Origin of the sequence: Flavicella sp. (assembly GCF_037132785.1) — a bacterium.
Classification (GTDB): domain Bacteria; phylum Bacteroidota; class Bacteroidia; order Flavobacteriales; family Flavobacteriaceae; genus Flavicella.
Genome location: NZ_JBAHZZ010000055.1, coordinates 41,194 through 48,306 on the forward strand (window position 1 = coordinate 41,194; position 7,113 = coordinate 48,306).

Consider the following 7,113-nt stretch of genomic DNA (forward strand, 5'->3'; position numbering starts at 1 on the left):
ATGTTAGCCCTATTTAAAAAAGAACTTCGTTTATTTTTCGGATCCTTTGTAGGTTATCTAATTATTACAGGGTTTCTCACCTTAAATTGGTTATGGTTATGGGCGCTAAAAACCGATTCTAATATTTTTAACAGTGGCTTTGCAGACCTCAGTCAATTTTTTTACAGCACTGCTTGGCTGTTTATACTAGTTGTGCCTGCATTGACTATGAAAGCATTTTCTGATGAATTTCAGACAGGCACCATAGAAATCCTTAAAACAAAACCAATTTCAGATTGGGAACTAATTTTAGGTAAATTCTTCGCTACCGTTTTTATCATTATTATAATGCTATTACCTACTTTATTTTATGTTTACAGTCTTTATAATTTAGCAACACCTGTTGGAAATATTGAATTTGGAAGTCTAATTGGATCCTATATAGGATTATTGTTTTTAGCAGCAGCCTTTACCTCTATCGGTCTTTGGGTATCATCTCTCTCTAAAAGTATTTTGATTGCCTTGCTAGTGGCAATCTGCTTTTCATTTCTCTTATTCTCAGGAATTCAAGAATTCGCAGCTCTACTCCCTTCTTATAATATAGAATCACTTGCACTGCTAACACATTTTACCAGTATTACCAGAGGTGTTATTGATGTACGAGACATCATATTTTTCGTACTTGTTTCCTTTTTATTTTTAAACCTTACTTATTTTAGTATTTCAACGAAAAAAAACAAGAATAGGTTATTTTATAGTATACTCATTGTTTCAATAGTCAATGTCGCGAGTTCCACACTACTTTACAGAATTGACCTTACAGAAGATAAAAAATATACTATCTCCAATGCTTCCATTGACATTATAGAGAAAATAGACGAAACCGCAGTCTTAAAAATATATTTAGAAGGTGATTTTCCTCCTGAATTTAAAAGATTACAAATTGAAGCCAAACAACTATTAGAAGAACTTAAAGCGATTAATAAAAATTTAAAAGTGTTTTTTGTTGACCCAAAAGACAATTTACCTGAATTGATAAAAAAAGGACTTGCACCAAGTCGTCTTACGATTGAAGAAAACGGGGTTATTTCTGAAAGTATTATTCTTCCATGGGCTACTGTTACTTATAAAAACAAAACAAAAAATATCAGTTTGCTGAAAAACAGCAACATGAAAGAATCTCAAGAAAAACAATTAGAAAATTCAATACAAAATTTAGAATATGCATTTGTAAGTGCTTTAAAAAAAGTAAGTTCAAAAAAAGAGAAAAGCATCGTTATTTTAACTGGAAACGGTGAACTAGAAGATATTTACCTATATAGCCTACTCGAAAATTTGAGTACAAATTACCATTTAGCAAAATTCACTTTAGACTCCATAAAAACGAGTCCTAAAAAATCAATCGAATATTTAAATTCATACAACTTAGCGATAATTGCAAAACCGACCCAAGCTTTTTCTGAAGAAGAAAAATATGCTTTGGATCAATATACACTAAATGGAGGAAAGTCAATTTGGATGCTCGACAACATACATGCTGAAATGGACAGCCTACGCAGCAACGGAAAAACACTTGCTTACACTAGAGACCTTAATTTAGATGATTTTTTTTTTAGATACGGGGCAAGAGTCAACCAAAACCTAATAAAAGACCTATACGCCTCTAAAATAGCTCTGGCAACAGGAAATACAGGCAACAAAACAAACTATGAAAACTTTTTATGGTTTTACGCTCCTTTGGTAACTCCAATAAGTAACCACCCGATAGTTCATAATATCAGTCCAGTCAAATTTTCTTTTGTTTCATCTATTGATACTTTACAAAACAACATCAAAAAAACAGTTCTTTTACAAAGCTCCGTACTTTCAAAAGAAATTCAAATTCCAGCGATTATTGAGTTGAATACGGTAATAGAAAATCCAGACCCAAAAACTTATAGAAACGGAAATAAAATCCTTGGACTTTTGTTAGAAGGTTCTTTTACCTCAGCCTATAAAGACAGGATTAAACCCATAAAAATTGAAAACCCAAAAGAAATTGGAATTCCTTCCAAAATGATTATAATCTCGGATGGAGATATTGGCAAGAATCAAGTTCATAAAGGAAAGCCGTTAGATCTAGGACACGATAAGTGGACTCAAGAATACTTTGGAAATAAAGAATTTTTATTAAACTCAATTGAATACCTTTTAGATGACACTGGATTAATTTCTATTCGATCTAAAAAAATAAGTCTTAAAACCTTAGACAAAAACAAAATATCACAAGATAAAACATATTGGCAAATACTAAATTTACTCTTACCTCTTTTATTTGTATTTGTTGTCGGAGGCATATACCTATACTACCGAAAAAAAATCTACGGAAAACCACTTTTATAGCAGCTAAGGCTTTAGTTTTCCTGCTAAAACACAGGTTTAAACCCTGTAATGGTAGAAAAGTTGTCAAATGTGTCTTTTTATCAAAAACTCACAAAATATGACAAAAATATCTCAAGAAATGAAACAATTGTTTTATTCATCTCTATAGTATCAGTCTTTTAATCATTACTTTAAAATATCAATACATAAAGAATACTATTTACTCTTTTTCTAAAAAAACCAAATTGTGTTTAATGTGTATTTGTTGTACTTTTAACCTATAATTAAAGGTGAATTTATAGACTTAAAAAACATTTGATATGAAAGTTATAGAATTTAAAAGTGGTATTTGGGACAAAGAAATCAAGGTCAAAGATTTTGTATCTAAAAACATTAGTCCTTATTTTGGGAATCACGATTTTTTAGTGGGACCTTCAACAAAAACTCAAAAACTTTGGGACATTTGTAAGGCAGCAATTCAAGAGGAAAGGTCAAATAACGGATTACGATCTGTAGATACAGAAACTATTTCTGGTGTTGATTCTTTTGAAGCAGGATACATCGATAAAGAAAACGAAACTATTGTTGGATTGCAAACCAATGAACTCTTAAAAAGAGCTATGAAGCCTTTTGGTGGCTATAAAGTAGTTCAAAAAGCTTTATCTGAACACGGTCTTGCACCGAGTGATGCTGTAAATGAATTGTTTACCAAATATGTAAAAACTCATAATGATGGTGTCTTTTCTGCATATACATCAGAAATCAAAAAATTTAGATCTTTAGGTTTTTTAACGGGACTGCCAGACAACTATGCTCGTGGACGTGTTATCGGAGATTATCGTAGAATCGCATTATATGGAATCGCAACCTTAATTGAAAACAAAAAAGCTGACTTAGAAAACATCACAGGTCCAATGAGTGACAGTGTGATTCGCTTAAGAGAAGAAGTAGCTGAGCAAATCGGAGCATTAAAAGCGATGATCAACATGGGAAACCAATACGGTCTTGATTTGTCTCGCCCTGCTCAAAACTCACAAGAAGCCGTACAATGGACTTATATGGCTTATTTAGCTGCCGTTAAAGAACAGGATGGTGCTGCAATGTCTTTAGGTAATGTTTCTTCTTTCTTAGATATCTATATCAATAGAGATTTAGAAGCAGGTACTATTACTGAAGAGGATGCACAAGAATATATCGATCAATTTGTAATGAAACTAAGAATGGTGCGTCACTTACGTATGGCCGCTTATGACGAAATATTTGCTGGAGACCCAACTTGGGTAACAGAAGCTATTGGTGGAATGTTTACTGATGGACGTACAAAAGTCACAAAAACTTCTTTCCGTTTCCTACATACTTTATACAACTTAGGCCCATCACCAGAACCAAATATTACAGTTCTATGGTCTTACGGATTGCCCCAAAATTTCAAAAATTATTGTGCTAAAGTATCTATCGACACCTCTTCAATTCAATTTGAAAATGATGAATTGATGAGAGTCTCACGTAATTCTGACGATTATGGAATTGCTTGTTGTGTTTCTTTCCAAGAAATCGGAAAACAAATTCAATTCTTTGGAGCTCGAACCAACTTAGCTAAAACGTTATTGTTAGCAATCAATGGTGGTCGTTGTGAAAATTCAGGCACTCAAATGGTTGATGGAATAGAAACTTGTGAAGATGAATATTTAGACTTTGACAAAACAATGGCTAACTTTAAAATTGCCATGAAAGAAGTTGCAAGGGTTTATAACGACTCTATGAATATTATTCACTTTATGCATGATAAATATTATTATGAAAAAGCTCAAATGGCTTTGATTGATACCAATCCAATAATCAATATTGCATATGGTATTGCTGGTTTATCCATTGTTGCCGATTCTTTATCTGCTATTAAATACGCAAAAGTAAAACCTATTAGAAACGAAGAGGGCTTAACTGTTGACTTTAGTATTGAAGGAGAGTTTCCGAAATATGGAAATGATGACGATAGAGTTGATATTTTTGCTGTAAATGCCGTAGCTGATTTTAATAACGAATTAAAACAATTATCTGTTTACAAAGAAGCTGCTGTTACTATGTCTGTATTAACTATTACATCTAATGTTGTTTATGGTAAAAAAACAGGAGCAACTCCAGATGGTAGAGCAAAAGGAGTTCCTTTTGCTCCAGGTGCAAACCCAATGCATGGACGTGATTCTAATGGAGCTATTGCATCTCTGAATTCAGTAGCAAAAATTAACTACGAAGATTCTCAAGATGGAATTTCAAATACATTCTCTATTGTTCCTAAATCATTAGGAGCGACAGAGGAAGAAAGAATTGATAATTTAGCAACTACTTTAGATGGTTATTTTGATAAAGGTGCACAACACTTAAACGTAAATGTACTTGACAAAGAAACCTTGTTAGATGCAATGGAAAATCCAGAAGAATATCCTCAATTAACAATTCGTGTATCAGGTTACGCTGTTAACTTTATCCGATTGACAAAAGAGCAACAAATGGAAGTTATTACTAGATCGTTCCACGAATCTATGTAAATCAATCAATTAGCTATTCGGTTACTACCCCAACCGAATAGCTTCATTATAATTATATACTATCAAAACAAAAGAAAACACATTAAGAGTTCATTCCGTTGAATCCTTTGGAACTCATGATGGACCAGGAATTAGAATGGTCGTTTTTCTACAAGGTTGTAAATTAAAATGTTTGTATTGTCACAATCCAGATTCAATTGATACGCATGGAGGACAAGAACAAAATATTGAAGATTTGGTCAACCGTGCTATTCACATGAAATCTTATTTTGGAAAAAAAGGAGGAGTTACCGTCTCTGGTGGCGAACCTTTATTGCAATCTAAAGAATTGATTCATTTTTTTCAACGTTTGAAAGAAGAAGGTATCAATACCAATATTGACACAAACGGAAGAATCCTAAATCATTTTACAAAAAAACTTTTAGATGACTATGCCGATTTGGTTATGTTAGATATAAAACATATGACCGAAGAAGGTTATCAGTATTTGACTGGTGCAAAAAACAAAGAAACTACTTTCAAGTTTGCTGCATATAGAGAAGCTTCAGGTAAAAAAATGTGGCTGCGTTATGTCTTAATTCCAGGGATCACAAACAAACCCGAATTATTACACGCTATGGGTCAGTATTTTAAAAACTACAAAACAATAGAAAAAATAGAATTACAACCTTATCATAAATTAGGAGTTCACAAGTGGGACGCTTTAGGTTGGGAGTATCAATTAAATAACATCAAAGAAAATACTGAAGAAGAACTTAACGAGGCTGCAACTATTTTGAAGGAATACTTCAAAGAAGTAAAAGTCAATTAGTAAGTCTTCTGAAACTAAATACAACAATGAACAGTCCAAAAGAAGTTATAAATATTGTCAATGAAATAACAATACTCAAAGGGAAATATCCAATAAAAAAAACAATAGTTCTTGCTGTTTTAGCAGGTGCTTACATTGCTTTTGGAGGTTTACTAGCTATAATTGTTGCAGGAGGGTCACCTGATATAGCTGTAAGTAATCCAGGAATCACAAAATTCCTTTTTGGAGCTACATTTCCAATCGGACTAATTTTGGTTGTAACCGTAGGTGCTGAGCTTTTTACTGGAAACAATGCATATTTCATCCCTAATGTATTATCCAAAACCCTGCGTATACAATCTGTACTTAAAAACTGGAGTTTAGTCTATTTTGGAAATTTTATTGGAGCTATTTTTGTCGCATATGTGATCACTTATTTAACACATATTGTTAACAGTTCTCCTTATATAGATACCGTTTACAACATTGCAATAGGCAAAACAAGTCATTCATTTTTAGTTACATTTATCAAAGGAATAGGAGCCAACTGGCTCGTTTGTCTTGCTGTTTGGCAAGGAATGGCAGCAAAAGATGTTACTGGTAAAATAATTGCAATTTGGCTACCTGTAATGGCTTTTGTAACCATAGGTTTCGAACACAGTATAGCAAATATGTTTTTCATTCCATTGGCTATTTTTGAAGGTGCTGACATTACTTGGATGTCTTTTTTAATAGACAATCTGATTCCTGCTACCTTAGGAAATATAGTTGGAGGAGCCATATTTGTTGGACTTCCTTATGGATATCTCTTTGGAAAAACCAACAGAATAAGACAATCGAACTAGAAGGTTAAGTTGAACTATTTTTTTTACTAATGCTCAACAACTTAAAATATAAATTTTGATCTATTTTGTTTTTTACTAAAAAAACTACAGCTAGGAAAACCAATAAAATTTTAAAACAAACAATCTATAAAATTACAATGAAAGCATCCTAGAACAAAACTCACTGGTTGCACTAAAATTCAGCCTCTTTCTCAATTTACTCGTTTGGTTTTTTACTACCTTGGTTACCCACGAAAATTATAAACCATTATATTAAAAATTCAGGAATATGAGACTCTCCTTAATACTAGTTGGCGTATTATTTAGTTCGTTTACTTACGCCCAAAGTATTCCTTCCAATAAAATTATTTCTATTAAAAACCTTGGTTCTTTTTTAAAACTAGACATTCAAAAAGAACAAAGTGAAAATGAAATTTATCTCAAAAGAAACTTGCAAGCTATTTTAGAGATAAATTAAGACCGTTGCATAATGCTCTTTTCATTTTTAGATTTCAATTTTGACTTTTTAAATCTAAAATTTATATTTTTTTTTCTTATTTTCATTGTTTATGTTAGTTATGGATCTATTTTTTGGTTCATTTTCCTTTAGTTT

5 protein-coding genes are annotated in these 7,113 nt (G+C 32.1%); all 5 read left to right on the top strand.

Going from position 1 to position 7,113, the window contains the following annotated elements; translation table 11 throughout:
- Nucleotides 1-2,361, top strand: a complete 2,361-nt coding sequence (gene gldG / locus V5787_RS03550; protein ID WP_336891899.1) for a gliding motility-associated ABC transporter substrate-binding protein GldG — start codon at nucleotides 1-3, stop codon at nucleotides 2,359-2,361.
- Nucleotides 2,362-2,660: 299 nt separating this feature from the next.
- Complete coding sequence (gene pflB / locus V5787_RS03555; protein WP_336891900.1) at nucleotides 2,661-4,886, top strand: formate C-acetyltransferase; 2,226 nt, start codon at nucleotides 2,661-2,663, stop codon at nucleotides 4,884-4,886.
- A gap of 61 nt (nucleotides 4,887-4,947) precedes the next feature.
- Nucleotides 4,948-5,697, top strand: a complete 750-nt coding sequence (gene pflA, locus V5787_RS03560) for a pyruvate formate-lyase-activating protein (RefSeq protein WP_336891903.1) — start codon at nucleotides 4,948-4,950, stop codon at nucleotides 5,695-5,697.
- 26 nt (nucleotides 5,698-5,723) lie between these two features.
- Nucleotides 5,724-6,521 carry a formate/nitrite transporter family protein gene (locus V5787_RS03565; protein WP_336891901.1) on the top strand — a complete coding sequence of 266 codons (798 nt, stop codon included), beginning with the start codon at nucleotides 5,724-5,726 and terminating at the stop codon, nucleotides 6,519-6,521.
- Between the two features lie 268 nt (nucleotides 6,522-6,789).
- Entirely contained in the window at nucleotides 6,790-6,978 is a 189-nt protein-coding gene (locus tag V5787_RS03570) for a hypothetical protein (protein ID WP_336891902.1), read from the top strand.
- The last annotated feature ends 135 nt before the right edge of the window (nucleotides 6,979-7,113 follow it).

Coding starts and splice junctions, on each gene's coding strand:
- gldG (WP_336891899.1), top strand. CDS start 1: ATGTTAGCCCTATTTAAAAAAGAACTTCGTTTATTTTTCGGATCCTTT.
- pflB (WP_336891900.1), top strand. CDS start 2,661: ATGAAAGTTATAGAATTTAAAAGTGGTATTTGGGACAAAGAAATCAAG.
- V5787_RS03565 (WP_336891901.1), top strand. CDS start 5,724: ATGAACAGTCCAAAAGAAGTTATAAATATTGTCAATGAAATAACAATA.
- V5787_RS03570 (WP_336891902.1), top strand. CDS start 6,790: ATGAGACTCTCCTTAATACTAGTTGGCGTATTATTTAGTTCGTTTACT.